A 24,588-nucleotide genomic window follows, 5' to 3' on the forward strand; every position below is an offset into this window, starting at 1 on the left:
CGGGGCGACGGCGGGCCGGCGCGCGTGTAGAGTGTGGCGCACCCTTCTTCGCACCTCCTTCCCATGACACGTCCCCTTCCCCGCTCCAGCCAGCCCGCACGCCGTTTCGCCGTGGTCGGCGCCGGCATGGCCGGCGTGGCCTGCGCGCGCACGCTCGCGCAGGCCGGCCATGCCGTCACCATGTTCGAGCAGGCCCTGCGGCCCGGCGGCCGCACCACGGCGCAGGAATCGCCCTGCGGCAGCTTCGACGCGGGCGCGCAGTACTTCACCGTGCGCGATGCGCGCTTCCAGCGCGCGCTGGACACCGTGCCCGGCCTGTGCCGCCCCTGGAGCGCCACCACCGTGCGCGTGCTCGACGCCGCAGGGCGCGTGGCCGCCGCCGCCCCGCCGCCCGGCGAGCCGCACTGGGTCGCCACGCCCGCCATGGACGCGCTGGTGCGCACCTGGGCCGAGCCGCTGGCGCAGGCAGGCCAATTGCTGGCGCGCACGGCCGTCACGCGCATCGAGCGCGACAGCCTGCGCCCCGGCGGCTGGCAGGTGCGCACCGAGACGCTGGAGGGCGCCACGCAGGTGCATGCCGGCTTCGACGCCGTACTGCTCGCGCTGCCCGCGCCGCAGGCCCAGGCGCTGCTGGAGCAGTCGGCCCTCGCCGCGCCCTGGGGCCCGGCGCTGGCCGGTGTGGACATCGCCCCCTGCTGGACGCTGATGCTCGGCTTCGCCCAGGCCGTGCGGCCGGGACTGACCACCCTGGGCCCGCAGTGGAACGCCGCGCGCAGCACCCACCACCGCATCGCCTGGCTGGCGCGCGAGTCCAGCAAGCCCGGCCGCTCGCAGGTCGAGCGCTGGACCGTGCAGGCCAGCCCCGCCTGGTCGCGCGAGCACCTGCAGGACGACGCCGCCCGCGTGCAGGCCAAGCTGCTCAAGGCCTTCTCCGAGGTGACCGGCATCCGCGCGGTGCCCACGCACAGCGAAGTGCGCCGCTGGTCCTACGCCCAGACCCAGTCGCCCCTGGGCCGCCCCTTCCTGTGGGACGCGGCCACGGGCCTGGGCGCCTGCGGCGACTGGTGCCTGGGCCACCGCCTGGAGGACGCCTTCGTCTCCGGACTGGAGCTGGCGCTGGCCGCTGCATGAGCTACGTGGGCCGTTTCGCGCCCTCGCCCACGGGACCCTTGCATGCCGGCTCGCTGGTCGCCGCGCTGGCCAGCTGGCTGGACGCGCGCGCGGCCGGCGGGCGCTGGCTCGTGCGCATCGAGGACGTGGACCTGCCGCGCTGCATGGACGGCGCGGCCGGGCGCATCCTGGCCCAGCTCGCGGCCTGCGGCCTGGTGCCGGACGCGCCGCCGCTCTACCAGTCCACGCGCGGCGCACGCTACCAGCAGGCGCTGGACCAGCTCGTGGCCTGCCGCCTGGCCTACCCCTGCGCCTGCACGCGGCGCGACATCGCGCAGGCGCTGGCCGCCCAGGGCCACGCGCGCCAGCGCCATGAGGAGCTGCCCTACCCCGGCACCTGCCGTCCCGAATCCGGAAAAGGCCTGGGCGGGCGGGCGCCGCGCGCCTGGCGCTTCCATACCACGCAGTACCAGTCAAAACAGCTTCCAGCGCCTGACAGTCAAGCGCAAGCAGCTCCCTTTTCGATAGCGAACGATGGCGTCCGCTGGACCGACAGGCGCCTGGGCCCGCAGCAGCAGGACGTGGCGCGCCACACCGGCGACTTCGTCCTGCGCCGCGCCGACGGCCTGTGGGCCTACCAGCTCGCCGTGGTGGTGGACGATGCCGACCAGGGCATCACCGACGTGGTGCGCGGCGAGGACCTGGCCGACAACACGCCGCGCCAGATCCTGCTGCAGTCGGCCCTGGGCCTGCCCACGCCGCGCTACCTGCACACGCCGCTGGTGCGCGCCGCGGACGGCGAGAAGCTCTCCAAGCAGCACGGCGCCCCGCCCCTCGACGACAGCCGGCCGCTGCAGGCGCTGGCGGCCGCGGCGCAGGTGCTGGGCCTGCCCGCTCCGGCAGCGGGCGCCGCCGCCACCGTGGGAGATGCGCTCACGCACTGGTCCAAGGCATGGGCTCGAATCTACAATCGCGCACCGTGATCGCAACACTCCATCCCGAAGCCGCACAGGCCCCCATTTCCGCCCCCGGCGAAGCGCCGGCAGACGTCGCCCACCCCAAGGGCATCAAGAGCTATGTGCGCCGCGCCGGCCGCACCACCAGCGGCCAGGCCAAGGCGCTGGAGGAGCTGGGCCCGCGCTTCGTGCTCGACTACGCGCCCGCCCTGCTGGACGCCGCCGCAGCGTTCGGCCGCAGCGCGCCGCTGGTGCTGGAGATCGGCTTCGGCATGGGCGAGGCCACGGCCCACATCGCGCGCGTGCGCCCTGGCGACAACTTCCTGTGCTGCGAGGTGCACGAGCCCGGCGTGGGCGCGCTGCTCAAGCGCATCGGCGAGCACGGCATCGAGAACATCCGCATCCTGCAGCACGACGCCGTGGAAGTGCTGGACCACATGCTGGCGCCGGCCTCGCTCGCCGGCGTGCACATCTTCTTTCCCGACCCCTGGCACAAAAAGCGCCACAACAAGCGCCGCCTGGTCCAGCCGCCGCTGGTGGCCAAGCTGGCCGAGCGGCTCCAGCCCGGCGGCTACATCCACTGCGCCACCGACTGGCAGCCCTACGCCGAGCAGATGCTCGAGGTGCTGTCGGCCGAGCCGCTGCTCGCAAACACGGCCGACGGCTATGCGCCGCAGCCCGAGTACCGTCCCCTGACCAAGTTCGAGAACCGCGGCATGCGGCTCGGCCACGGCGTGTGGGACCTGGTGTTCGCGCGGCGCTAGCCCTTCTGCCACGCACCTTCCTGAAAGCCCCGCCGATGAAACCCATACTGCAGAACCTGGTCGAGATGACCGGCCACCGGGACCATCTGCGGCTGGAGGTGTCGGTGCTGTCCACGCTGCTCAAGCTTGGGCACATCGTGCAGGTGCGGGCGCTGGAGTTCTTCGTGCAGGACCAGGTCACCATGCTGCGCCCGCGCAGCTGGAGCCAGGACGGGCAGATCGTCTCCAGCGCGCACGATGCCTGCTCCGACCCGCAGGGCGTGCCGCTCACGCAGCTGCCGGGGCTGGCGCAGTGCATCGAAAGCCGCCAGGCCAGCGCCCAGCATTCCGCCACCGGGCGCCACACCCTGTGGCTGCCCGTGTGGCTGGCCGACCGCGCCCACGCCTGCCTGGAGATCACGCAGTCGCGCGCCCTCACGCGGCACCAGCGCGACGTGGTCATGGGGGTGTTCCTCGTCTACCAGAACTACCAGAGCCTGCTGGACTACAGCGAGCGCGACGCGCTCACGGGCCTGTTCAACCGCAAGACGTTCGAGGAGCAGTTCGCGCGCCAGGCCGGCGCCCGGCCGGACGCCGCGCAGGGCGACGACCCGCCCCGCCAGTGGCTGGCCGTGATCGACATCGACCACTTCAAGGCGGTCAACGACCGCTTCGGGCACCTGTACGGCGACGAGGTGCTGATCCTCGTGGCCAACCGGCTGCGCTCGCTGTTCCGCAGCCAGGACCGCATCTTCCGCTTCGGCGGCGAGGAGTTCGTGGTGCTGCTGCGCTCGGTCACGCTCGCGCAGGCACGCCAGGCGCTGGAGCGGCTGCGCGCCGCCATCCAGGAGCACACCTTTCCGCAGGTGGGCCACATCACGATCAGCATCGGCTTCGCGGCCACGCAGGCGGGCTCGCCCGTGGAGATCCTGGGCCGGGCCGACCAGGCCCTCTACCACGCCAAGGAAAACGGCCGCAACCGCGTCTGCTTCTACGACGACCTGCTGCACAGCGGCGCGCTGCAGGCCAAGGTCGCCCACGACGAGGTGGAGCTCTTCTAGGAAAAAGAACACCCGCCGTCAGGCGGGTGTTTCGCACGGGATGCGGCCGCGGGTTATTACGCGCGCTCGCCCACCCAGCCCGCCACCGAGGCCAGCGCCTGCGGCAGCGCCGCGGCGTTGGTGCCGCCGGCCATGGCCATGTCGGGCTTGCCGCCGCCCTTGCCGCCCACCTGGCCGGCGACGAAGTTCACCAGCTCGCCCGCCTTGACGCGGCCCGTGCTGTCGGCCGTCACGCCGGCGGCGAGCTGCACCTTGTCGCCATCGACGGCGGCCAGCACGATGGCGGCGGTCTTGAGCTTGTCCTTGAGCTTGTCCATGGTGTCGCGCAATGTCTTGGCGTCGGCGCCGTCGAGCTGGGCCGCCAGTACCTTGATGCCCTTGACCTCCACCGCCTGGCCCGCCAGTTCATCGCCCTGGCTGGACGCCAGCTTGCCCTTGAGCGCGGCCAGCTCCTTTTCCAGCGCCTTGATCTGCTCCAGCGCGCCGCCGATGCGGGTGGTCAGTTCGGCCACGGGAGCCTTGAGCACGGCGGCGGCATCGTCCACCGTCGTTTCCAGCGACTGCAGGTAGGCCAGCGCGTTCTCGCCGGTCACCGCCTCGATGCGGCGCACACCGGCGGCCACGCCGCTTTCAGCCACCACCTTGAACAGGCCGATGTCGCCCGTGCGGCGCACGTGGGTGCCGCCGCACAGCTCGCGGCTGGCGCCGATGTCGAGCACGCGCACGGTCTCGCCGTACTTCTCGCCGAACAGCATCATGGCGCCGGTCTTCTGGGCCGATTCGATGTCCATCAGCCGCGCCTGCGTGTCCGTGTTGGCCAGCACCTCGGCATTCACGCGGCGCTCGATCTCGCGGATCTGCGCGCCAGTCACCGGCGCGTTGTGCGCGAAGTCGAAGCGCGTGCGCTCAGGCGTAACCAGGCTGCCCTTCTGCTGCACGTGGTCGCCCAGCACTTCGCGCAGGGCCTTGTGCATGAGGTGGGTGACGGAGTGGTTGCGCATGGTGGCCGCGCGCAGCTGTGTGTCCACCTGCGCCTGCACCGTGTCGCCCACGTTGAGCGTGCCTGTCTCCAGCACGCCGTGGTGGCCGTAGACGTCGGCCTTGATCTTCTGCGTGTCGGCTACCACGAAGCGCGCGGAGCCCACGGCTATTACGCCCTGGTCGCCCACCTGGCCGCCGCTCTCGGCATAGAACGGCGTGCGGTCCAGCACCACCACGCCGCTCTGGCCGGCGCGCAGGGCCGCCGCGGCAGTACCATCTACATAGAGTGCGACGACCTTGGCGCTTTCGGCCAGCTGCTCGTAGCCCGTGAATGCGTTGGCCGCGCCCGTGTATTCCAGCGCGCGGTCCATCTTGAACTTGCCCGCCGCGCGGGCTGTGTTCTTCTGGTGCTCCATGGCGATGTGGAAGCCCGCTTCATCGACGCCCACGCCGCGCTCGCGGCACACGTCGTTGGTCAGGTCCAGCGGGAAGCCGTAGGTGTCGTGCAGCTTGAACGCCACGTCGCCGGGCAGCACCTGCGTGCCGCCCTCCAGCGCCGCGTCGAGGATCTCCATGCCGTGCGCCAGGGTCTCGAAGAAGCGCTCTTCCTCCACTCGCAGCACGTCGGTGATGCGCGCCTCCTGCTCGCGGATCTTGGGATAGGCGTCGCCCATCTGCTGCACCAAGTCCTTAACCAGCTTGTGGAAGAACGGCGTCTTGCGGCCCAGCTTGTAGCCGTGACGGATGGCGCGGCGCACGATGCGGCGCTGCACGTAGCCCCGGCCCTCGTTGCTGGGGATCACGCCGTCGGCCACCAGGAAGGCGGTGGCGCGGATGTGGTCGGCGATGACCTTGAGCGAGGGGTTGGCCGGGTCGCTCGTGCCGGTCTCTCGCGCGGCGGCCTTGATGAGCGCGTCGAACAGGTCGATCTCGTAGTTGCTGTGCACGTGCTGCAGGATAGCGGCCAGGCGCTCCAGGCCCATGCCGGTGTCCACGCAGGGCGCGGGCAACGGGGAGACGGAGCCGTCTTCCTTCATGTCGAACTGCATGAACACGTTGTTCCAGATCTCGATGAAGCGGTCGCCGTCCTCGTCGGGGCTGCCCGGGGGGCCGCCGGGGATCCCGGGGCCGTGGTCGTAGAAGATCTCCGAGCACGGGCCACAGGGGCCGGTGTCGGCCATCATCCAGAAGTTGTCGCTCTTGTAGCGCCCGCCCTTGTTGTCGCCGATGCGGATCACGCGCTCGGGCGGCAGGCCGATTTCCTTGGTCCAGATGTCGTAGGCCTCGTCGTCCTCCGCGTAGACGGTGGCCAGCAGGCGCTCGGGCGGCAGCTTGTAGACCTCGGTGAGCAGCTCCCACGCCCACTTGAGCGACTCGCGCTTGAAGTAGTCGCCGAACGACCAGTTGCCCAGCATCTCGAAGAAGGTATGGTGGCGCGCGGTGTAGCCCACGTTCTCCAGGTCGTTGTGCTTGCCGCCGGCGCGCAGGCAGGTCTGCACCGAGGTGGCGCGGTTGTAGGGGCGCTTGTCGGTGCCCAGGAACACGTCCTTGAACTGCACCATGCCCGAGTTGGTGAACATCAGCGTCGGGTCGTTGGCCGGCACCAGCGGGCTCGAAGGCACCACGGTGTGCCCCTTGGCGGCGAAGAAGTCCAGGAAGGTCTTGCGGATGTCCGCGACGGAAAAGGTGGGAGTGCTCATGGTGTGTAGGGGGTTCGTGGGCGGGCGCGTGCGGCGGTGCGCCGCCCCGTCGTGACCAACCGGACATTATAGATTTTCGCCGGCACCTGCCCTGCGCGCTGGTTACTACGCTTTCGATAGCTGCCCGCGCTTGCTACACAAGCGCCAGAGGCCGAAAACGCTTCAAACCTTGGGCACGCGGTTGGCGTAGCTGGCGTTGCCCAGCCCCGTGCCCACGGTGACCACCGCCCAGCGCCGCACGTCCTGCGTGAACGGCAGCTCCGACAGGCCCTGCACCACCGCGTCGTTGTGCAGGCAGACCTGCGTGCGCCCGCCGCCGATCTCGGGCAGCCGCTCGCACAGGTCCTGCGGCAGGTGGAAGCGCGCGCTCTCCCAGTTGCCCGGCAGGTTCTGCGTGCCGCCGGCCAGCGAGCCGTCCTCGCAGACCAGCCCGGGGCAGGCCACGCCGATGAAAGGCGCCACGCGAACGCCCTTGCGCTCGGCCTGCGCGGCCAGATCGGCCAGCATCTGCGCGATGCCGTCCACCAGTTCGTCGCGCCGGGGGCCGTGTTCGGCATGGCGCCATTTGTCGCGCAGCAGCACCTCGGCACGCGAGAGGTCGGGCGCCTTGTGCAGGTGCGTGAGCACCACGCCGCAGCGCACGTTGGTCCCCCCCAGGTCCACGGCCAGGATGGCGTCGTAGCTCTGCAGCAGCGCCGTGGGGGCCAGGTGCACCCAGCCGATCAGGCCGCCGTCGTCGGCGTCATGGTGCAGCGTGCGCAGCTCCACCATGGAGCGCTTGCGGCCCACGAGTTCGGCAGCGCGGGCGATGGCGCGCTCGCCCACCACGCTCTGGTGAAAGCCTCCGCCCACGATCACGCGGCGTACGCCGCGCCAGCTCTTGTGCCGCAGGAAGCGCAACACCACGTCGGCCAGCTGCAGCGCGTAATCCTCCTGCGCTGCCGCGATGGCCTGCGCGGCCGGCCCACCCTCCTTGAGCAGCGCGTCCAGCTTGCGCTTGTCCAGCGCATCGGTCGGCCTGGAGCCCAGCGGATCGCGCCCTGCCATGGCAGCGAACAGCGCACGCCACGCATCGAGCATGCCGCGAAAGGCCGCGCTGCTGGCGCTGTCGCCCACGAAACCGCCTTTGCCGTCGCGCAACTCCAGGCTGTAGCCCAGAATGCGCACCGAGGGCAGTTCCAGCTCGCCATGCGGGCCGAGCGTGCGCAGCTCCAGCAGTGCCTGCGCCTCGCGCTCGCTCACGGGGCCGCGCCCCTTCGTTGCATCCCTGGATGGGTTCTTCACCGCCATGCAGCCCTCTCTTGGCGCCCGCCGCGCGGGCAATGCGGCCATGGTGGCGCCATCCGGGCGCGCGGCACGTCAGCCCATATGCCGTGTGCGCCGCGGACAGGCGCGCATCCGGCTTTTTGCGGGCCCGCCGTGCGCTAGAATGCGCGGCTCGTGCGGGTGTAGTTCAATGGTAGAACGGCAGCTTCCCAAGCTTCATACGAGGGTTCGATTCCCTTCACCCGCTCCACTTCGACTTTCCAGGGACTTCCAGAAAAGACCGCGGAACGTCGCAAGTGATTGTCAGGGTTCAGCTTTTTCACCATCGCTGAATCCAGTGACTTCCAGCGAAAACCACTGACTGCCGGTACAAAACGGTACATCAAGTGGTACATCGGAAAGCGGAGCTTCCCGCTTCCGCATAGTTGCTGGAGCGGTGTGGGGTCGGACAGGACCATGACAGCCAACTCGGTTTTCAGGAGTTGGGCTCATGCTCTCAGACCTCATGGTTCGCCAGGCCAAAGCCACCGGCAAGACGTACACGCTGGCCGATTCGGACGGCCTCGCCCTCTTCGTTTCCGCCAACGGCACCAAGGCCTGGCACTTCCGCTTCACCTGGGGCAGCAAGCGCGATCGCATGTCCTTCGGCAGCTACCCGGTGCTCTCCCTGAAGGAGGCGCGAGAGCTTCGCGATGAAGCCCGCAACCTGCTCGCCAAGGGCGTCAATCCGCACACCGAACGCAAGCGCAAGCGCCACGCCATCGTGCTGGCGGGCGAGCACACGTTCCAGGCGGTCTACGACCAGTGGCTGACACATCGCAAGCTGTCGTTGGAGGAAGGACGGCAGACCAGCCTGGAGCAGATCGCCCGCGTCTTCAAGAAGGACGTGTTCCCGGTGCTGCGTCACCTGACCATCTACGACATCACCCGCGCGCACCTGCTGGACATCATCGGCAAGGTGGAAAAGCGCGGCTCGCTGTCGGTGGCCGAGAAGCTGCGGACGTGGTTCACGCAACTGTTCACCTATGCCACGGTGGCGATCCCGAACATGCACGACAACCCTTCCAAGGACTTGGAGGTCGTCGCATTGCCGCTGCCACCGGTCGAACACAACCCGTTCCTGCGCATGCCCGAGCTGCCGATCATGCTGCAGACGCTGCGCAAGTACCGCGGGCGACTGAACACGCAGTTGGGCATCCGGCTGCTGATGCTCACTGGCGTGCGCACCGGCGAGCTGCGCTTCGCCACGCCCGACCAGTTCGACCTGGAGCAAGGCCTGTGGATCATCCCGGTGGCCAGGCTCAAGCAGCGCGCACTGCTCACCAAGAAGAAGCGCAAGCGCCTAGTGGACATCCCGCCCTACATTGTGCCGTTGTCGGTGCAAGCCCAGGAGATCGTTCGCCACCTGCTGGACCAGTGCAAACCGGCCCAGGTCTACCTGATCCCGGGCGACTGGTGCCTCAAGCATCCCGTCAGCGAGAACACGTTCAACGGCGCGCTCAAGCGCATGGGCTACGAGGACCAGCTCACGGGGCACGGCATCCGCGCCACGATGTCGACCGCGCTCAACGAACTTGGCTACCCGAAGAAGTGGGTGGATGCCCAGCTCTCGCACGCCGACCCGGACAAGATCAGCGCGACCTACAACCATGCCGAGTACGTCGAGCAGCGCCGCGTGATGATGCAGGATTGGGCCGATCGCCTGGACCTGTTCGAGCAGAACCAGGTCGAGGTCGCCAGCCGCCACCTGACCATCACGCTGCAAGGCTTGCCGACCATCGCCGGCCAGGCGGCCGTGCAGCCGCCGGTGGTCGATCTCACCGCGCCGCAGTTGATCGTGACCGCGCCGACGCCCGACCTGCCTGAAGCGCCGGCATCGGTGCAGCGGCTGTCGGCCGTGCGCATGCCCGAGTACGCGCGGCCGCGCCTGTCGGAGGTGCAGCGCGAACGCCTGCAGGTGCTGGAGACCTTCGAGGCACCGCACAACCTCTCGGTGGCTGACTACGCCAAGCTCGCCGGCAAGTCGCGCCGCTGGATCACCTACGAGATCCAGGCCGGCAACCTGCTGTCGATCCACATGGGCCACCGTGGGCAGCGGGTGCCGGACTGGCAGCTCGATCCGCTCAAGCGCAGGCTGGTGCAGTCCGTGTTGAAGCAGGTGCCGCGCGGCCTCGACACCTGGGCGATCTACCACGCGCTGCTGCAGCCCTATGACGCGCTCGGCGGGCGCTCCGCCATCGAGGTGGTCAACCCGAAGAACCTGCATCTGGCTGCGCGGCTGGTCGCGGCGCAGAGCGTCGCGGCGGATGATCCCGAGGACTCCGACATTCCGATGCAGGTGCGGCGCAGCGTGCAGCGCCTGGTGCAGGACGCTATCACGGCCGATGCCGCCGAAGACCTGATGGAGCCTTGACGCGGCTGGCGTTCAGGTCACGGAGCGGACGCGGCGCGCGAACCGCTCCTGGGGTTCGGTCAAGGCCTCGCACGTGTGCAGCAGGTAGGCCATCACGATCGGCGGTGCACTGGCCAGCGGTCGCACCGCGATGCCGCGGCACTGGTATCCCGCCAGCCGCGCGGCGGGCGCGATGGCGATGCCGTACCCCGCGGCGACCAGCGTCATCGCCATGTCGAAGGTGCTCACGACCTGCTCGTGTGGCGCGTCGCCGATCAGCCGATGCACCAGGGCCTGCCATGGCTCGTCCGCGGTCGATTGCGCACAGATGAGGGGCTGCTTCTTCAGTTCATGGCATGGCACTTCGCGATGGACCAGCAGGTGCGAACGCTTGCCGTCGATGCCCTGGGACAGCAAGTGCGCCCGCAGCTTGTCCGAGACCGTCTTGCTCACCAGCCACAAACCATCCTCGGTGAGCCAGCCATCGGAGGCTTCGGGTTGGTTCAGCTTCAGCTCCTCCTTGAGCAGGTAACGCAGACCGTCCAGCAGCTTGCGTTGCAGTGCGTGCTTGGGCGCGGCCATGGCGCGTGTGGGATCGCCGCCCAGTTCCTGGGCCACGGAAGCTCGGTCGGCCTGCACCACCAGTTCGCCCAGCACCCCAGCGTGCTCATACTGCCCGGCCAGAACGTAGAGCAGTGGCGACCACAGCGACGGATAGCCGCTGAGCCAGTCCAGGACTTCGCGGTCAAGCAGTTGCCGGTAGAGCAAGCCCGTCGCGGCGCTGTGGAGCCGGTACTCGCGATCGTCACGGTAGCGGAAGCGGTATGGCTGATGCAGTGGTCCGTGCCACGGGTGCCAAGTGCTGCCGTCGGCGTGTTCGACGTGCAGATCGACGGCGATCTTGCCTATGTCGTGCAGCAGTGCGGCGTAGGCGACGGCAGCAGTCCAGGCCTCGGCTTGCGCGGCCTGATCCTCGGGACTAGCGCCGATAGGCAGCAGATGAGACTGCCGCAGCTTCAGGCTGTAGGCGACGATTTCCAGGCCGTGGTCAAGCATGCCGCCTGGGTAAGCGTGGTGATGCGCCTCGGATGCAGGGAAAGCCTGAACCAACTCGGCATAACGTTCCAGCGGCGCGCGGTACAGCGCGGCGAACTGCTTGCGCGAGAGCGAGGTGCGCTGCCAGATGTGTTCCAGCAGCTTCTGCCGGCGCGGTGTCGCCAGCAGCGATGCGGCCGATTCCGGTTGCAGCAGCCCTTTTGGGAGATCGGTGACGGGTGCTGGCGACGGAGCGGCAGCGCCCGAGGTCCGTTTTCGCTGGAACAGAGAGAGCATGTGGGTGTCCTGATGGCGGGCCAAGCGGGAGGCCTTTTCGCCTTTTCGGGTAGGGCCTTTCCCCTTGCACCCCATTCCCTTGCCATTTCGGCCCTTTGGCCTTTAGAAGCCTTTGGATATAGAGAGGTGAGCATTGGTCGTCCACCGTCAATGCGGGTGTAGCGGGGCCGGATTGATGCGGGAAGGCTGGCTGTTCCCGCCCTACGATGAGGTTCATTGTTGGATGCTGGAGAACCTCGGTGAGACCTCTCATTGACGCGGTAAGGATAATTCCTTACAATGCAGGCATTGCGATCAGGAGAGCCACCATGCCTGCCATTCACGAAGTTGCCACACTGACCTCCAAAGGCCAGATCACGCTGCCCAAGTCCATCCGCCAAGCCCTGGGCGTGGACACTGGCGGTAAGGTTGCGTTCGACCTGCGTGGCGGCGAAGTCGTCGTCACCCGCGCCGATGCCGAGCACGAGGACCCTGCCATTGCCGCGTTCCTGACCCTGCTGGCCCGCGACATTGAAGCGGGCCGGAATGTGCGTGGCCTGCCCGAGGATCTGGCTCGCACAATGCTGGAGCACGCGGGGCACAAGGTGGACCTGGGTGATGATTTCGATGAGGATGTGGAAATCTGATGCAACAGCATGGCTGGACACTGCTGTTCCACGACAACCTGATCGAACAGATGATGAAGCTGCGCGCGGCCGTGCTGCGCGCCCAAGAGAACGACCCGGAAGGGTTCGGATCGAACGCCAACGTCAAGTTCTTCCGGGCGTTGACCCAGTTGATACAAGACGTGGTACCGAGTGATCCGGCGCGCGACGAATACCGCCAGGGCAACACCATGGGGCCGGCCTATCGCCACTGGCGGCGGGCCAAGCTCGGAAGGCGATACCGGCTGTTCTTCCGCTACGACTCGAAGGCGAAGGTCATCGTGTACGCCTGGGTCAACGATGAACAGACCCTGCGGTCTTCGGGGAGCAAATCGGATCCGTATGCCGTGTTCGAGAAGATGCTCGGGCGCGGGAACCCGCCGGACGAATGGAGCGCATTGGTACAGGCAAGCAAGCAGGATTGGAGCAAACTGGAGTAGCGATTTCACATGTAGCAGGTGACGACCATGAACACCACAACCCGCATTAGCACTGCAGAACGTCTCGGTCGCAGCTTTGGCCGTGGATGGCGCGCCTATGCTCGCTGCGAACGGCGGGCGTCGAGCTGGTTGGTATCCAGGGGCGTGCCGGTAGCTGGTGCCACCGTGCTGTTGTGGGTGGTCAAGCTGGCCGTGCTCGGTGTACTGCTCTATTCCGCGTTCTGGCTGGCACTGCTGTTGGTTTGTGTCGTGGCTGTGGGATGGGCAGCAAATCAGAGCCATTCAGACGAAGAGTTCCATTTGCAGTTTCCTACCACCTTGGAAGAACTTCGAGAGACACCGGGTTATGACCCGAATCTCTACAACGACACCTCTCATGAGATGTACAAGGATGATGACTGACACTCGGCTTGAGCGTGCGTCACTTCAATTTCCTTGAGATCGCGCCAGCTCCCTTTCCGCCGGCGCTCCCTGCGTCCCTCGTGCCGGCTGAGAAGCTGTTTGCAATCGTCCCGGCGCGGATTCCGGCCCAGGTCAGTGCACCGATCCAAAAGGTGGGCAGCACGATGAACATTGTCCCCATAACGAAGTTCAACAACAGATCGCCGAAGGCGTTGTTCAGCCCCACCAACGGGTCGAAGTTGGCGTGTGGCCGGTTCCAGCCGAAGCCCCAGCCATAGAGCGCATCGAGGATGGTGCTGTCGATCCAGCGCGCGAGTTGGAACCAGAAATCGACGAAGAACAGCGCGAACTGCACGACGCTCACGGTAACGACGGTCTTCAGGTCGTAGGTGCCCACGACCAGCACCAGCGGGATGCAGATGACCAGCGCCATCTTGAGCAAGGCGAGCACCATAGGCAGCGCCTGGCGCACCACGTCCATGGCGGGAAACGCGGCAATCGCGCCGACAGCCATGCCGACGTCGCCCGTGGCCCGTGTCACGATGTTCGGTAGGGTCTTGTCGATCTGGCCGCCGTAGTCCGTATAGACGGTGCCCTGGTTCAATTTCTGCTGCCGTGGCGAGGCGATGGTGCGGATTACTGAGTCGTCCACATCGGCTCGGCTCAGGAATCCGGCCCAGCCCGCCAAGCGATTCAGCAGGCTTGGGTCTACCTGCCCCAGCAGGCGTGCACGCAGGCCATTGCTGCCATCGGCCCACCACTGCCTGCAGGACGGATAGCCGCCACCGCTGGCCACCTGTGCAAGCCCCGCGTCGCGGGTGCTGTCGTAGGGCCAGTCGTCGCGTGGTGTGCTGGAGCGGTAGCTGTCGTAGTAGCCCCCGGTGTTGCCTTCGTCGGCACCCTCCGCACGGGCCTTCAGCCATTCCTGCACGATGATGGCAATGAAAGGCAGCGCGAAGACACCGCTCGCCACCAGTACTGCCCAGATGCCGTTATGGACGATCCAGGACACCAGCGTCAGGTAGTACTCCAGGTAGTCGGTCGTGAAAAGCGTCATGGCCCCGATCTCCCCTCAAGCGGCCTGCAGCAACAGGCTGGCTTCCAGCGCGAGGATGGCGGCGATGCCGGCGATCTCGCTGCGCAGCAGGCGCCGCCGCTCCTGCCTATCCGCCCCGCGTTGGGCCTCGCGCGCCAGCAGCCGGCGACGCATCCAGACCCAGCCATAGGCTGTAGCGCCGTACACCCATTCGTAGCCGGTGTCCACCAGCGCATGCGCCGTGCGCCCTGGCTCCTGCACGACCACGCTGCGCGTGAAGTGGTTGGACAGGTGCCCCAACTCGTACTGCAGCATCTGCTGGGAGTGCTGCCAGCCCTGGTCCTTCCAGAACAGGTGCATGCCGATGCACTCCATCAGGATCGAGAACAGCAGCGAGCCGACCAGCACTCCGAGCAGTCGGAACGGCAAGGTGATGGTGCCGACGATCAGGCCCTGGCGGCGGTTCTGCTCGCGCTGCGCAGTGGAGGCGGCATCGCTCATGGCGCGGCCTCTTCGCTGGCCGTGTCGCCCGTGTCGGTGATGGGTATGGCGATGGCCGCCTCATCGAGCAGGTCGTCCGGCAAGGCCGCGTCCTGCAAGACCGGGGAGCTGGTGAACTCCCACCACTGCGTGGCCTCGCTGTAGCTCTGGCGCATGTGCCCGGCCAGTTGCTGCAAGTCCGCCGGCATTACCTCGTCCGGGTCTGGCGCCGGCAACGGCATGCGCACCTTCCAAAGCTGGCCACCTTGCAACAGCGCGAAGCACTGGCCTTTGGGCAGGCCGACGACGTGCGACGGCTCGATCATCGGCACGCTGGACATGCTGATGCGGTCTTGGGTGTTCGACGTAAAGTCCGTCGCGCCGCGAATGTCGGAGCTGTCGGTTGCGCCGCTGACGATGGTGGTCGTATAGACCTCGACCTTCGGCAATTGCCGGGTTAGCAATTCAGCGGTAGCCGTCTCGCGCACGCGCAGCATGAACAGGTTGTTGAAGTTGCCGATCACCTGACCGGCCTTCGCGCGGTTGCCGATGCGTGCTTCGATGTCCGAGAGGGTCTGCGTGTACGCGGTGACTTGCAGGCCAGCACCGCCGCCCTTGTTGATCAGCGGGATGAACTCGTCGCCCATCAACTCGTTGAACTCATCGGCATGGACGTTGATCGGCACGCGCGAGCCAGCCGATGCGCCCGGCAGGCCGTCGTCGATCCCGTGCTTGTAGATGTGGCCGGCGACCGAAACCAGGTCGGAGAACATGGAATTGCCGACCGCTGCGGCGACCTCGGCATCGGATAGCGCATCCAGGCCAACATAGACCACGGCGCGCTTTCGGATGACCTGCATCCAATCAAAGATCGGACGCGGGTCGGCCAGGTCGGAGTAGTTCGGGGCCAGAAGCTGGGCGATCTTGCCGCTGGTGAGCTTCTCCAGCAGCGGCAGCAGCGATGCAACGATCTTGTCGAAGTAGGTCTTGTCGTAGCGCACAGCCGAGCGCAGGCCGTCGAGCACCGGGTCGTAGTTGCGCGCCTGCGAGAGGTACTGCTCCAGCGCCACCACGCGCTTTTCGCGCCCGATCATGTTGCGCGGGATGTTCTTCTCGTTGAGCTTGGCCTCGATCTGGACGATCACCTCCCAGGCCTTGGGCTCGGTCTTGGCGAAGTAGTGCTGGGCATACTCGATGAACAGCGCGTCGATGTTGATCACATGGCGCTGGATCAGCATGTAGTCCGGGCGCTGCCCCAGTTCCACCAGGGCGCGGGCGATGATGTTGACGAAGCGCCACGCAAACTCGCGAAATGCCGCGCTGTTTCCTTCGCCGGAAAGCTGGCCCGCAACACGGGTGGCCACTTCGCTGATGCGCCCAAAGCGGCCCACAGCGTTGTAGCGCGCGGAAATGTCCGGCCAGCCCAAATAGAAGACATAGAACTCGCCCTCGCGCCCCGCACGCTTGGCCTCGACGTACACCCGCTTCAAAAGATCGGCATCGCCCTTGGGGTCGATGACGATGACGACCTCGTGCTCGCCGTCGGCGTTCTTGCGTCGAATGTCCTGGGTCACGAACAACTCGGCCAACCGCGTCTTGCCCACGCGCGTGGTGCCCAGCACCAGCGAATGCCCGACGCGCTCACCCAGCGGCAGACTGACATCCACCTCGTCGGGTTCGATGCCGTGCAGGCGCGGCAGGCCACCCACAGGCGGCAGTGGGCGCACCGGGTTGAAAGGCACATCCCAGCCCGTGAGCGCAGGCAGCCGGGACAGCGGGAACGGCGCGAACTCCAGCCGTTCCTCCAGCCTGCGCGCCAGCCGGTAGGCCGGCGTTGGCTCGACGTAGCGGCGGAACTCCGGTCGGTACGTCTGCATCAGCCGATGGGTGTGTTTCTGCTCCCACAGAAACCCGCGCCCCACGAACAGACGCTGCTGGCTGACCGGCACGTCCTTGCTGGTCATCACGTAGCGCGGCAAGCGGCGAATGTTGCGCCGGTAGCGCAGAATGACGCGGGCATCGCGGTAGCGGATGGCAGCCGCACGCCACGCCCGTTGCGGTGGAGCAGCGTCACGCCCAGGTCCGCCTCCAGCCGGCTGATCCGGCGCGACAGCGGCGACTGTTCGATGTGCAGGCGCTTGGCAGCCCGGCCAAAGTGCAGTTCCTCGGCCACTGCGACGAATGCCTCGATATGACGCAAGTTCATGTTTTCTCCCTATCTGTGGGGCCACTGCCTATGGCCCTGGTCGCAGTTAAGGAGAAGAATGCAGCCGTTGCAATCACCCCTCGCAGCTCGCGATGCCTACCGGATGCATTGACCAGCAACGTGCCAACTCGATCACGCCTGCTGGGCTGCCGACATCATGGAACAAGTATGTTGATCAGGCTCAGACGGAATAACTGTGAGCATCAACTCCTCCCGTAGTGCCGTGACTGCTGCACTACAGATGCTTATCCCAAAGTGGCTCACGTCTTTCCGCCAGCCTCATGACCGAGCTTGAGCGCATCAATACGCTGGTTGAGGGTTGGGTAAGAAAACTCGCCGACGCGAACATCGACCAAGCGGCCAGCCGCGTTAAAGAACAGGGTTGTTGGTAGGCCTTTTTGGCCCATTGAGCGGGCAACTTCGCCCTGCGTGTCAATCAACACATTTCGTAGCGACAGCTTGCTTCCTGCAAGAAATTGCTGGATCTTGGCCGGTGCCTCCCCTTGATTGAGAAACACGATGTTGATGTCAAGATGCTCGTTCTGAGCGCGCTCGAAGACGGGCATTTCGCGCCGGCAAGGTGGGCACCAGGTGGCCCATAGATTGACCACCGTAGGCTTTCCGACGTAGGACTGCAGCGCGATTTGGTCGCCCTTTATGGAGAGCGTGTTGAAATCCGGCAGGAACTGCCTTTCACGAAACGGCAAGGCCAGGACCACCGTTCCGGCGATCCAAATCGCACTTGCAGCAGTCAAGCCCGACAGCAGGGGCTTCCTTATTGTCGGGAAACGTAAAACGACCGTCGCGGCATAGAGCCATGCTGCAAGTAGCCCAGCCCAGGGAGACCATCCTCCATCGCGAAAATCAAGAACGCTCCATGGCGTGCTGGAGTAGGCTTCATGGTACTGGAGCACAAACCCCAAGCGAGCGCAGATCGCGCTGATGAACAGACCGCGGTAAATTCGACTCTCTACTTCGACTCCGGCGTTGCGCCCAAGCCAATTTCCGACCAACAAAGCGATTGTCAGGACGAGCGCAGCGAGGACCAGGCCGGGCGGCAGTGACACTGGTCCGATCTGAACGGAATGAATCAAGTTCTAGCTCCCGCCTTGAACGAGCGGGCCGAAACATCCGCTCGCCAGCTTCTGGGCAGGAGGTGGCTCTTTCATGCCGATGGGCGGCCTTGCATATCGCACGGTTGGTGTGCCCTCAGGTCACCTGCAAGGAGCCCCTCGCATTCATGAGAAGCTCAATGACATCCGGCGCCGTGATGACTTCGAAGCGCGGGTCCATCTGCTCGGCCGTCAGACCGTTGTGAACCATGCAAGAGCCGCAGATGGCGATGCGACCACCTTTTTCGAGGTACTTGGCCAGCAGGTCTGCCACGGGCTCGAACGGCTTGCCGATCGCCATGCCCGCCGTGGCCCCGGGCTTGCCGAGTTGGACGGCTTCGACCATGAGGATGATGGTGGCCGTGTGGCCTTTGAGCAAGGCGTTGAGCGCCATGGTGAAGGTCACGGTGACCTTGTTCGGATTGCTTGCGCCGTCGAAGACAGTCGCGACGAAATCAGTGGTCTGCATGTTCAGCTCCTGGTTGGTATGGGGGTAGAGCGGGGGTGGTTTGCGGATGAGGTTGTGGAAGCCGCTTGCAAAGTGCTCATGCTGAAGCCTTCAACTGTCGGCTTGCATCCTTGAGCGCGCTTTGCACCAGTTCTTCGATGCTGGGGTGGTAGTACGGCATCGCCAGCAGGCTCTCGACCGTCTCGCCGCGCTGGATGGCCCAAGCCAGCAAGTGGGCCAGATGTTCCCCACGCGTGGCGAGCAGACCGGCACCTAGCAGGCGCCCATTGCCGCGGTCCACATACAGGCGAACGAGGTTGCCTTCGGCACCCATCACGCGCGATCTACCATTGGCGTCGCCTTGCGCGGAGCCGATGACGGTATGGTCGAGATTCAGCGTGTCGTAGGCTTGACCGACCGTCGCGATGTCGGGGTCGCTGAACACGATCGCCAGCGGCGTGCGGCGTGGCGGGAGTTCGGCAAGGGGGGCGCCACCAAGCGATTGCGCAGCGGCACGCGCTGCGATCAGTCCTTCATCGACGGCCTCATGCATCAGCGGCCGAATGGCACTCACATCACCGGCGAGGAACACGAGGGACGAGCCGGCACGCAGGGTCTTGGCATGCAGGACCGGCTGTCCGCGTGCATCAAGCGGCACGCCTGCCAGTTGCAGCTCCAGACCTTTGACATTGGGACGGCGACCCAGTGCGGCCAGAACGACGTCCACTTGTTCGACGGCGTCGCCGCTGCGCAGTTCGATTGATTGCTGCCGGGCAGTGGCTTCGACGGGCCGCCCCAGCCACATGGTGATATCGCCGCTGAAGTGCTCGATGGCACGCGCACCGATCTTGGGGTCGGTGATGCCTGCGGGCAAGGTCTTCATGTCACCGGCGACCACTCGAACCCCGAGCCGCGACAGCGCCAACCCCATTTCCAGCCCGATGGCGCCCAATCCCAACATTCCGACGCTCCCGGGAAGGGTGTCCAGGTCGAACAGACTATCCGTGGTGAGCAGCCGATCGCCCAGCGCCGCAAGAGCCTGCGGAACAACCGGCCGGGAGCCGGTGGCGACGATGAACGCCTGAGCGTGAATGGGCTGGCCGTTGACGTCCACGGTGTCGGGACCGGTGAAACGCGCCGTTCCCGTGAGAAGCCGATCTCCTGCTACCTCGCGGGTGCGCTTGGCGGTGTTACCAGCGAGCAGGTCGCGCGTCCTGCGGGCGTGGCTCCACAAGTCGTCAGGAGTGGCCGAGCCCGCAGGTGCGGCGGCCTCTTTCAGCAGCGCGCGCAGGTTAGCCCACTGGTGGCCGGCATGCAGTGCTGCCTTGGAAGGCATGCAACCCACCCGGGCACAGGTCGTGCCCAAAGGGCCATGGTCGATCAGAACGGCGGACAGGCCGAGGCGACGCAATTCGCTGAAAGCCGTGAGACCGGCAGTGCCAGCTCCGATGATGGCAATGTCGGTGGTGATGGACGAGGGCATGCTAGGGGTTCTCCTTCGTTGTGTCTGCGTCGTGGCAGCGGGTCTCGGCAGACCACGGGTTCGACGTAGAAATGGCCAGGTCGTTGGACGACGGCGCGTGGTACTTGAGCCAGAAGGCTTCGCGACAGGTCGAGTTGAAAGTCACTCGCGCAGGCGTGATCCGCTCGTCGGAATGCCCATCTGAAACAACCTCGTAGGTGATCCAGCATTCCGGGCAGATATCGGCATCGACCGGCACCGAGTCCTGTTCGGTCGTGCAGAAGATCGTGGCGCCATCGGTGAACCGATAGGTGACCGCCTCCTGGGTCACTTCGAACCCATCCTCCTGCCAGCTCGACGCATCGCGCGTCATGCTCTCGATGCAGATCGAGCTGCGGCGCTGGCGGATCGCTGCGATGTAGCTGGCCAAGTGCCGCATGTCGGCGTTCTATTGCTCTGCCGGCAACGAACTGGGAGGCGTTTCAGCCATGAACTCGTCGAAGGCGGCCACGGCGTTGGCTGCATACATCGCAGAGGGGCCACCCCCCATATAGACCGCCACGCCCAGGGTCTCGTGCACTTCGGCTTTCGTCGCCCCCAGACGGGCCAAGGCCTTGGCATGAAAGCCGATGCAACCGTCGCAGCGTGTGGCGACGCCAATCGCCAGTGCAATCAACTCCTTGGTCTTGGCGTCCAACGCCCCATCGGCGATGGCGGCTTTGCCCATTTCCGCAAAGCTCTTCATGACCTGGGGAGCGCTAGCACGCAGCGGTGCCAGATTGGAGGTGATCTGCTTCGTCAAGTCCCTGTAGCGAGTTGCCGTCATGAGGCCTCCCCGGCTCAACGCGCGTTCGCAGTGTCGGTCAGTTGCCTCCGGGCAGGCCACCAGCCAGCGATGGTGTAGGCCAATATGGTCGATCCGACCAGGCCGGCACCGAACACCAAAGCGATCAAGAACCAGTCGGCGGGACCAGCGGCATCGGTGAAGCCTGAGGACGACACCTTGGCCATCAGGACCAAAGCCAGTGCTCCCCCGACGATGCCCAGCGCCTCCGAACGCACCAGGCGGCGTGACACGAGGCCTTTCTCGCGCACCAGCAGTGCGACGAAGGCGACCAGGCCCAGGACGACGATGGCCAGGAGAATCCACAGCAAGGGGCCGAGCATTTCCTGGAAAACAGCCAGCAGGATGAAGGGATCGAGTTCTTTCATGGCGGTGTCTCCTTAGGCGCGGCCGCGCAGCATGCTGATGTAGGTGGGCTTGAGCGCCATGGTCTTCATGACCCAACTGATCCACAGTTCCTCCAGCGGCGCGATCACGCCGGGGAAGGATGGCACCAGGTTGTTCTGGTAGTCGAACTCCACCAGCATGGCGCGGCCCAATCGCGTGATCAGTGGGCACGAGGTGTAGCCTGTGTAGAGCGCGTCCGAGGTCTTGCCCGCGATCTCGGCAACGATATGGTCGACCGCGACGGGGACCTGCCATTTCACGCTCGCTGCGGTCTTGCCCTTGGGCACCCCGGAGATGTCACCGACGCCGAACACGTTGCGGTAGCGCACATGACGCAGCGTGCCCTTGTCGACCTCCAGCCAGCCTTCGGCGGCCCACGCGCCGGTTTGCCACGGCAGCGGGCTGTTGCGGATGGGCTCGGGCGCACGCATGGGGGGAATGACGTGGATGAAGTCGTAACCCTGTTCTTCGGTTCCCGCCGGCGTGTTGAACGTGGCGATGCGCTTGCCCGGATCGATGGCCTTGAGAACTCGCTCGTAGTTCACCTGGATACCGCGCTCCTGGAACAGCATGCGCACCTTCTCCGAGACGATGGGTACGCTGAACAGCGCCTTGTTGTTCGAGTTGTAGACGACCTCCGCCTTGCTGCGCTGGCCGCGTCGGCTCAGGTAGTCGTCCGTGATGAAGGTGTACTTCAGCGGCGCGCCCGCGCACTTCATCTCGGTGCCGGGGCGTAGAAAGACGCCACGGCCGCCCTTGTCGGCGAAAGCCGACATGGCTTGCCACGTGGCTTCGGCCTTGGCCGGGCTGTGGTAGATGCTGCCGATGCCGTTCTTGCCGATCAGGCCCTCTTCCATGCCTTCGATCAGGCCGTACTCCAGCTTCATGCCGGTGGCGACGACGAGGAAGTCGTATGCATGGGCCTCGCCGCTTTCCGTGACGACCTTCTTGCCTTCCGGATCGAACTCGGCCACGCGTTCCTGCACCAGCTCGACGCCGGCGGGCACGTATTCGGCGGTGGTGGACACCACGTAGCCTGCGGGCTTGATGCCCGAGCCCACCAGCGTGAAGCCTGGTTGGTAGAAATGCTCCTTGCGCGCGTCGATCAGCGTGATCTTCGCGCCGTCCAGCGCTTCCGAGAGGCGCGATGCTGCCGCCAGGCCCGCGGCGCCGGCGCCTGCGATGACGATTCGGGCCGTGGTCTTGACCTTGTTCGCCGCGTTGGCGATGCCCGGCGTAAGTGCAATGCCTGCAGCGCCGGCCGCACCAAGCGTCAGAAGAGCCCGGCGCCGATTGAGCGGTTGATCCATTGCCTTGTCTCCTTGGATAGGGTTCTTGTGGTGATTCATGGTCTCGTACCCCGTTTACTTCGGGGCGCAGTAGATGTCCCAGAGCATGCGCATGACGCGCACGACGTTGTCGTTGGCCAGCCGGTAGTAGACGTACTTCCCCTCCTTCTCGGTCTCGACCAGTCCCTCCTGACGCAACACGGCCAGCTGCTGCGACAACGTGGGCTGGCGAATGCCGGTCATGGCTTCCAGCTCGCCCACGTTGTGGCGAGCGGACGCGATCTGGCACAACAGCATCAAGCGGTCTTCGTTCGCAAGAACCTTGAGCAAGGCGCACGCTTCGCCAGCGTGCTCACGCAGCTGCTCGGGTGCTTTTAGGTTGCTCTTGTTGAACGGTGGCATCTTGGTTCTCGCTGTAGAACGAATGAAGAAATTATAATATGTAAATTCGTAAATCATTCCAGAGGTATCCCCGTGAATGTGATGGTTTCTGATGGGCTCGCCCGCGTGCCTTTCTCGTTGGCTTTCGAGGCCTACCGATGAGCGTGGCTTCCACCTCCCAACGGTCCTCTGCGGCCAAGCGGTGGCTGCCGGTCTTGTCCTGGGGGAAAACCTACGACCGAGGCCAATGGTCCGCGGACATGCTTGCGGCCGGCATCGTCACGCTGATGCTGATTCCCCAGAGCCTGGCCTACGCCATGCTGGCTGGCCTGCCACCGCAGGCGGGCCTCTATGCAAGCATGCTTCCCTTGCTTGCCTATGCGGTGTTCGGCAGCAGCCGCACACTGGCTGTCGGGCCGGCGGCGGTGACGTCGTTGATGACCGCCGCAGCCGTCGGGCAGGTTGCTGCGGCGGGCTCCGCTGACTATTGGGCGGCGGCGCTGGTGCTGGCTTTGCTGTCTGGCCTGATGCTGACCCTCATGGGAGTGCTGCGGCTTGGCTGGCTGGCGAACTACCTCAGCCATCCGGTCATATCCGGCTTCATCTCGGCGTCCGGCGTACTGATCGCCTTGAGCCAGGCCAAGCACGTGCTGGGGATTGCGGCATCGGGCGATACCCTGCCGGAACTGCTTCCCGCGCTATGGCGAGGTCTGCCCCAGACCAATGGCCCTACCGTGGCGCTGGGGCTGTCGGCGCTCTTGTTCCTGTGGTGGTCGCGCAGCGGGCTCAAGCCATGGCTGCGCCAGATCGGTATCGCGCAGCGTTGGGCAGACGCCCTCGCCAAGGCGGGACCCGTGGCAGCCATCGCGGCGACCACAGGGGCGGTATGGGCCTGGGACTTGGCAGAGCGAGGCGTGCGTGTGGTAGGGGTGGTGCCACAGGGACTTCCGCCGTTCACGCCTCCCACGTGGAACCCGGCCCTGTGGACGGAACTGGCCGTGCCAGCGCTGTTGCTCAGCGTGGTCGGCTTCGTTGAATCCATCTCGGTGGGGCAGACGCTCGCGGCCAAACGGCGCCAACGTGTCGAACCGGATCAGGAACTGGTCGCGCTGGGAGCGAGCAATGTGGCAGCGGCCTTCACGGGTGGTTTGCCGGTAACGGGTGGCTTTTCGCGTTCCGTGGTCAATTTCGACGCCGGCGCGCAGACGCCGGCGGCCGGGATCTACACCGCCATCGGCATTGCCGTTGCGACCTTGCTGCTCACGCCGCTGCTGCACCACCTGCCACAGGCCACCCTGGCAGCCACGATCGTGGTGGCGGTGCTCTCGCTGGTCGATCTGGGCATGCTCAAGCGGACCTGGCAATACTCACGCTTCGATTTCACTGTGGTGGCGGCCACGCTGGCCACGACCCTGCTTGCGGGCGTGGAGACTGGCCTGATCGCCGGGGTAGGCCTGGCGCTGATGCTGCATCTGTACCGCAGCAGCCGGCCGCATGTGGCTGTTGTCGGGCTCGTGCCCGGGACCGAACACTTTCGCAACGTGCTTCGCCATTCCGTGCTCACGAGCCCGCAGGTGCTGGGGCTGCGCGTCGACGAAAGCCTGTACTTTGCCAACGCACGCTATCTGGAGGACCGCATCAATGAGGCTGTCGCGGATCGCCCCGAACTCCGGCACGTGGTGCTTCAGTGCTCGGCCATCAACGACATCGACGCCAGCGCGCTCGAAAGCCTGGAAGCGATCGAGGCGCGGCTGAACGAGGCGGGCATCCGGCTCCATCTGTCGGAAGTGAAGGGACCGGTGATGGACAAGCTCGCCGGCACACCGTTTCTGACGCGCCTCAGTGGACGGATCTACCTCACCCACTATCAAGCCATCGCCGAATTGGCCCCCGACAGCCTGGCTTGAACTGGCGCG

Annotated in this window: 22 protein-coding genes, 1 tRNA gene and 2 pseudogenes; 10 read left to right on the forward strand and 15 right to left on the reverse strand. The window is 66.0% G+C overall.

The window, feature by feature from the left end; all coding sequences use genetic code 11:
* The first annotated feature begins 63 nt into the window (after positions 1-63).
* The 4 genes from AVS7_RS00830 to AVS7_RS00845 are packed head-to-tail and all read left to right on the forward strand — an operon-like array spanning position 64 to position 3,870.
* The gene (locus tag AVS7_RS00830; RefSeq protein ID WP_024000729.1) at positions 64-1,131 is read left to right on the forward strand and encodes an NAD(P)/FAD-dependent oxidoreductase; all 1,068 of its coding nucleotides are present in this window, start codon (positions 64-66) and stop codon (positions 1,129-1,131) included.
* Entirely contained in the window at positions 1,128-2,093 is a 966-nt protein-coding gene (gene gluQRS / locus AVS7_RS00835; protein ID WP_020226611.1) for a tRNA glutamyl-Q(34) synthetase GluQRS, read from the forward strand. The genes AVS7_RS00830 and gluQRS overlap by 4 nt, the downstream gene beginning before the upstream one ends.
* Positions 2,063-2,830: a tRNA (guanosine(46)-N7)-methyltransferase TrmB gene (gene trmB, locus AVS7_RS00840; protein ID WP_024000730.1), complete on the forward strand. Its 768-nt coding sequence runs from the start codon at positions 2,063-2,065 to the stop codon at positions 2,828-2,830. Before gluQRS ends, trmB begins: the two co-directional genes overlap by 31 nt.
* 35 nt (positions 2,831-2,865) lie before the next feature.
* Positions 2,866-3,870, forward strand: coding sequence for a diguanylate cyclase (locus AVS7_RS00845; protein WP_020226613.1), 1,005 nt, complete (start codon positions 2,866-2,868; stop codon positions 3,868-3,870).
* Between the two features lie 56 nt (positions 3,871-3,926).
* On the opposite strand, the gene alaS is transcribed toward AVS7_RS00845, so the two are convergent.
* Both alaS and AVS7_RS00855 read right to left on the reverse strand, forming a co-directional pair.
* Entirely contained in the window at positions 3,927-6,551 is a 2,625-nt protein-coding gene (alaS, locus tag AVS7_RS00850) for an alanine--tRNA ligase (RefSeq protein ID WP_020226614.1), read from the reverse strand.
* 162 nt (positions 6,552-6,713) lie between these two features.
* Positions 6,714-7,841, reverse strand: coding sequence for an ROK family protein (locus tag AVS7_RS00855; protein ID WP_020226615.1), 1,128 nt, complete (start codon positions 7,839-7,841; stop codon positions 6,714-6,716).
* A gap of 152 nt (positions 7,842-7,993) precedes the next feature.
* On the opposite strand from AVS7_RS00855, the gene AVS7_RS00860 reads away from it, so the two are divergent.
* Together AVS7_RS00860 and AVS7_RS00865 are read left to right on the forward strand one after the other, a co-directional pair.
* Positions 7,994-8,067 (forward strand) — tRNA-Gly (locus AVS7_RS00860).
* 240 nt (positions 8,068-8,307) lie between these two features.
* Positions 8,308-10,230, forward strand: a complete 1,923-nt coding sequence (locus tag AVS7_RS00865) for an integrase arm-type DNA-binding domain-containing protein (protein ID WP_020226616.1) — start codon at positions 8,308-8,310, stop codon at positions 10,228-10,230.
* Positions 10,231-10,242: 12 nt separating this feature from the next.
* On the opposite strand, the gene mobH is transcribed toward AVS7_RS00865, so the two are convergent.
* Entirely contained in the window at positions 10,243-11,541 is a 1,299-nt protein-coding gene (gene mobH / locus AVS7_RS00870; RefSeq protein WP_082176293.1) for a MobH family relaxase, read from the reverse strand.
* Between the two features lie 308 nt (positions 11,542-11,849).
* On the opposite strand from mobH, the gene AVS7_RS00875 reads away from it, so the two are divergent.
* Genes AVS7_RS00875 through AVS7_RS00885 form a run of 3 tightly spaced genes read left to right on the forward strand, consistent with a single transcriptional unit; the run spans position 11,850 to position 13,027 of the window.
* A complete protein-coding gene (locus AVS7_RS00875) occupies positions 11,850-12,167 on the forward strand; it encodes a type II toxin-antitoxin system PrlF family antitoxin (RefSeq protein ID WP_008265574.1) in 318 nt (105 codons plus the stop codon).
* Positions 12,167-12,625 (forward strand): type II toxin-antitoxin system YhaV family toxin, encoded by a 459-nt coding sequence (locus tag AVS7_RS00880; RefSeq protein WP_020226617.1) that lies wholly within the window; start codon positions 12,167-12,169, stop codon positions 12,623-12,625. The genes AVS7_RS00875 and AVS7_RS00880 overlap by 1 nt, the downstream gene beginning before the upstream one ends.
* A 27-nt stretch (positions 12,626-12,652) precedes the next feature.
* Positions 12,653-13,027, forward strand: coding sequence for a DUF3742 family protein (locus AVS7_RS00885; RefSeq protein ID WP_024000732.1), 375 nt, complete (start codon positions 12,653-12,655; stop codon positions 13,025-13,027).
* A gap of 19 nt (positions 13,028-13,046) precedes the next feature.
* Here AVS7_RS00885 and AVS7_RS00890 read toward each other — a convergent pair whose 3' ends face one another.
* The 12 genes and pseudogenes from AVS7_RS00890 to AVS7_RS00945 form a co-directional block, all read right to left on the reverse strand.
* Positions 13,047-14,084 (reverse strand): conjugal transfer protein TraG N-terminal domain-containing protein, encoded by a 1,038-nt coding sequence (locus tag AVS7_RS00890; protein WP_020226618.1) that lies wholly within the window; start codon positions 14,082-14,084, stop codon positions 13,047-13,049.
* A 15-nt stretch (positions 14,085-14,099) separates the two neighbouring features.
* Positions 14,100-14,564 (reverse strand): DUF4400 domain-containing protein, encoded by a 465-nt coding sequence (locus AVS7_RS24980; RefSeq protein ID WP_020226619.1) that lies wholly within the window; start codon positions 14,562-14,564, stop codon positions 14,100-14,102.
* Positions 14,561-16,579: pseudogene (traD, locus tag AVS7_RS00900) on the reverse strand (type IV conjugative transfer system coupling protein TraD); the annotation flags it as partial. The gene AVS7_RS24980 and the pseudogene traD, both read right to left, overlap by 4 nt.
* Positions 16,570-16,749, reverse strand: a pseudogene (locus tag AVS7_RS00905) (LysR family transcriptional regulator); the annotation flags it as partial. The pseudogenes traD and AVS7_RS00905, both read right to left, overlap by 10 nt.
* A gap of 260 nt (positions 16,750-17,009) precedes the next feature.
* Entirely contained in the window at positions 17,010-17,843 is an 834-nt protein-coding gene (locus AVS7_RS23435) for a TlpA disulfide reductase family protein (RefSeq protein WP_024000735.1), read from the reverse strand.
* Between the two features lie 115 nt (positions 17,844-17,958).
* Complete coding sequence (locus tag AVS7_RS00915; protein WP_020226624.1) at positions 17,959-18,330, reverse strand: DsrE family protein; 372 nt, start codon at positions 18,328-18,330, stop codon at positions 17,959-17,961.
* Positions 18,331-18,406: 76 nt separating this feature from the next.
* Positions 18,407-19,792, reverse strand: a complete 1,386-nt coding sequence (locus AVS7_RS00920) for a dihydrolipoyl dehydrogenase (protein WP_020226625.1) — start codon at positions 19,790-19,792, stop codon at positions 18,407-18,409.
* Position 19,793: 1 nt separating this feature from the next.
* The gene (locus AVS7_RS00925; protein ID WP_020226626.1) at positions 19,794-20,210 is read right to left on the reverse strand and encodes a hypothetical protein; all 417 of its coding nucleotides are present in this window, start codon (positions 20,208-20,210) and stop codon (positions 19,794-19,796) included.
* 9 nt (positions 20,211-20,219) lie between these two features.
* Positions 20,220-20,597, reverse strand: a complete 378-nt coding sequence (locus AVS7_RS00930; RefSeq protein ID WP_020226627.1) for a carboxymuconolactone decarboxylase family protein — start codon at positions 20,595-20,597, stop codon at positions 20,220-20,222.
* A gap of 14 nt (positions 20,598-20,611) precedes the next feature.
* Positions 20,612-20,983 (reverse strand): DUF5368 domain-containing protein, encoded by a 372-nt coding sequence (locus AVS7_RS00935; protein WP_020226628.1) that lies wholly within the window; start codon positions 20,981-20,983, stop codon positions 20,612-20,614.
* A 12-nt stretch (positions 20,984-20,995) separates the two neighbouring features.
* Positions 20,996-22,312 (reverse strand): NAD(P)/FAD-dependent oxidoreductase, encoded by a 1,317-nt coding sequence (locus AVS7_RS00940; RefSeq protein WP_020226629.1) that lies wholly within the window; start codon positions 22,310-22,312, stop codon positions 20,996-20,998.
* A 54-nt stretch (positions 22,313-22,366) separates the two neighbouring features.
* Positions 22,367-22,693 carry a metalloregulator ArsR/SmtB family transcription factor gene (locus AVS7_RS00945; RefSeq protein ID WP_024000736.1) on the reverse strand — a complete coding sequence of 109 codons (327 nt, stop codon included), beginning with the start codon at positions 22,691-22,693 and terminating at the stop codon, positions 22,367-22,369.
* Positions 22,694-22,830: 137 nt separating this feature from the next.
* Between AVS7_RS00945 and AVS7_RS00950 the strand changes: the two genes are divergently transcribed.
* The gene (locus AVS7_RS00950) at positions 22,831-24,579 is read left to right on the forward strand and encodes a SulP family inorganic anion transporter (protein ID WP_024000737.1); all 1,749 of its coding nucleotides are present in this window, start codon (positions 22,831-22,833) and stop codon (positions 24,577-24,579) included.
* Positions 24,580-24,588 lie beyond the last annotated feature (9 nt).

The sequence above is a fragment of the Acidovorax sp. MR-S7 genome (assembly GCF_000400995.2).
Classification (GTDB): domain Bacteria; phylum Pseudomonadota; class Gammaproteobacteria; order Burkholderiales; family Burkholderiaceae_C; genus MR-S7.